Consider the following 3,095-nt stretch of genomic DNA (forward strand, 5'->3'; position numbering starts at 1 on the left):
TGGAAATACTGAGAACATCCTAGGCGACGAGCCGAAGTCTGCCGTTCGGGTCGTGGAGTGCTCGGTACCCGCGGTTGCCGCTGAAAGATGCATCTTCCCAAAGGTAGTCACCTGTGAGGCCGATATGCGACCAACCCAGAGGTGAGACGTGCGCTAGCAGTGTTTCGTCGATCTCAATTCCCGAGTACCGCAGGTGATCGGCGGCCCGGCCGAGATAGAGGGCATTCCAGTATGCAATGGCGGCGATGAGCAAGTTGAGCCCAGATGCGCGGTATTGCTGGTTCTCAAGAGTTCGATCGGTGAACCGGCCCTGGCGGTTGGTGTAGACGGCGTCTGCCAGAGCGTGCCGGGCCTCTCCCTTGTTCAATCCGGCTTGGCAGGCGCGGCGCAAATCAGGCTGTTCCAGCCAGTCGAGCGTGAACAACGTCCGCTCGATGCGGCCAAGTTCGCGAAGGGCAAGGTCAAGCTTGTTCTGCCGGCGATAGGCGGAAAGCTTGCGCAGGATGATAGACGGAGCAACAGTTCCTTCCCGAATTGAGGCGGCCATTCGGACGAGATCATCCCACTCTGCCTCAATGGTGCCGACCTTGATCGCCTGGCCGAACAGACATTCGATGCCTTTGTAGTTTGCACCGGATACGATGGTTCCGAGCCGCCGGTCTGCAAGATCACGCATTCGAGGGACGAAACGGAACCCGAGCAGGTGGCACAGGCCAAAGACGTGATCCGACGCACCGCCGGTATCGGTATACAGCTCCTTCAGTGGCAATTCGCGGGCCCCTAGCATCAGGCCGTCGAGCACGTATGGGGCTTCGTTTGCGGTGGCAGACATGATGCGCGAACTGAACGAGGCAAAATGGTCGGAAAGGTGCGAGTAAATTTTGATACCTGGCTCGTGACCGTATTTTGCGTTGATCTCGGCTGCGCCCGATCGGATTCGGCCGGTGCGGAAGAACTGGCCGTCGGATGATGCACTGACACCTTCGCCCCAGTTTCGCGCGAACGGGAGGCGGTGATGTTCGCGCACAATCTGGGCCAGAGCAGCCTCGTAGTTATCGGGCGAGATATACCAGTTCTGGGTCCAGGCGAGCTGCGCATATGTGACGCCCTGGCTGGCGTTGGCCATGCGTTCGACGCCGAGATTCGTACCATCCGCCAGAATGGCGGCGAGCACGGCAGCGGGCTTATCGTGCTCCTTGCCCGAGCGGACATCCCGAAATGCAGAGAGAAATCCGGTACGTTCAGCGACTTCGAGCAGGAGTTCGGTAATTCGGACGCGCGGGAGTAGGGCATCGAGTTTGCGGTCAAGAGCTTCCGCTTCTGGTGGAGTCGCCGCTTGCAGCGGAACGACTTTCAGCTTTTCGCGAACGAGCGTCACGCCAGGCAAGCGGCCGGTCCGCAGCTGATGCGCGAAGTGACGCAATCGCCGATCAAGTTCGGCGCTCTTATGAGCCAGATATTCTCCGGAATTCACGTTGATCAGCAGTTCGGAGATTGCCGATTGTGCGGCCTTGCGGGGGAGCAGATAGGCGTCGAAACGCTGGTAAGCCCGCGTTCCTTCGACCCAGACATCGCCCGCTCGCAGTTTATCTCGAAGTGTCGCCAGCACGGCCGTCTCGTAGCGCGGACGGCTGACCTTTCCTCCCTCCATTATCAATTTGGACCAATGCCGATTGGAAAAGGGCATCGGCGGGTTTGCTGGCAACTGCGTACCCCAACTGCCGTTGGCCTGCTTGAGGAGATCGAGAGCGGAGAGCAGGTTGGTCCCGCTGCCCGAGGCCTTGAACGTGAATGTGTCGAGGAAGTTGCGGGAGAACCGGCGCAGTGTAGCGTATCGCTCGGTTGCAAGAACCAGAGTGTCCTCCTGAGCGAGATCCGCCAAGGCATCGACGTGCGGACGGGCTGCCATCAGGCGATGCCAGCCCACCATCTCATCGACCAGGACCAGCGGATCGCCGCCAGTTTCCTCTGCCATATCCAGCGCCGCGATCGTTGCACCAAACAGTCGCATGAGCTTGCCGACCGAAGGTGCTGTGTCCTGATAGCGGCGTTCCTGGCCACGCTTGGCTCGGGTGAACAGCCCGCCAATGAGGCGCTCGAACATCAGGATTGCGGCATCTGCAAGCTTGACCTCGAGATTGACGACCGCGGCTGCCAGCGTCGCTCTGCGGCGATTGTGGGAATAGTCGGCCAACAGAAACGGCGGAGCGACGCTGCCCTCGCGCACGAATTGGCCAAAGCGGAAGCCCGTGGTTGCTAGGCTGATTGCCGGTTCAATCCCGAGATCACGTATGAACCGCAGCCGCTTGAGAAGCGCATTCATGTTCTTGGTTGACGGAGATCCGGGCATATCCCGCAACCAAGCCAGCGGCGTCATACCAAGGGCTGGGTCATTGATCAGGAGTGCGTCGAGCAACTCCAATGTACTGCCGCCCAGTTCGGCGACGATTTCCGATGCTGCGCGCTTACGAGCGCGTGCTCTCCCGGCAAGCCCGGCCCGCTCGAGGGTGTCGGGCGGGGGCAGAATAAAGCGCTCCGCCTTCAGGTTATCCATCAAGGATCTGGCAATTGTTTCTCCGCGGTCACTGCGCATGGCTGCACGGGCTGCAAGTTCAATAGCGTGGGCAACATCCGCGCGTGTGAACGGCCTAAGACCGAGGTAATCAGCGGCAATTGAGCTGTGGTCGGTTCGCGTTTGCGGACGTTGGCCATAGGCACCGTATGTGCCCGGAGCGACGCCAAGCTGCGCAGACAGGTAGTTGAGTATAGCATCGGGGATGTCCGAGTTCGTGCGCAGCCCAAACCCAGGATGCCGCAGTAAGGCAAGGTGAGCAGCAATACCGAGCCGATTAACGGGGCCTCGTCGCTTTCCGATGATATCCAGGTCTTCGACCGTCAGCGTGTAGTTCCTGATGATCGAGAAGTGGTCGGTTCTTGGTAGGAATAGCCGCTCGCGCTCTTCCCGCGTCAGTAAATTGCGCCGCGCCATGTTGTACCCCGCCTGAGTCGGAATGACCCCCCAATCGGTCAGGCTAGACCCGCGCAATGGGGCAGGCATGCAAAAAGGTTATTGCAGAGTTTCAGAGACATCTCCG

At 59.8% G+C, this 3,095-nt stretch carries 1 protein-coding gene; it reads right to left on the bottom strand.

The window, feature by feature from the left end:
• Positions 1-19: 19 nt before the first annotated feature.
• Positions 20-2,989: a Tn3 family transposase gene (locus tag PX554_RS26455; RefSeq protein ID WP_257558589.1), complete on the bottom strand. Its 2,970-nt coding sequence runs from the start codon at positions 2,987-2,989 to the stop codon at positions 20-22.
• Between the last annotated feature and the right edge of the window lie 106 nt (positions 2,990-3,095).

Source organism: Sphingomonas pollutisoli (assembly GCF_029167165.1).
Lineage (GTDB): Bacteria > Pseudomonadota > Alphaproteobacteria > Sphingomonadales > Sphingomonadaceae > Sphingomonas > Sphingomonas pollutisoli.

What these genes read in the sequence shown, in the direction of transcription:
- PX554_RS26455 (WP_257558589.1), bottom strand. Translation starts at nt 2,989, where the DNA reads ATGGCGCGGCGCAATTTACTGACGCGGGAAGAGCGCGAGCGGCTATTC.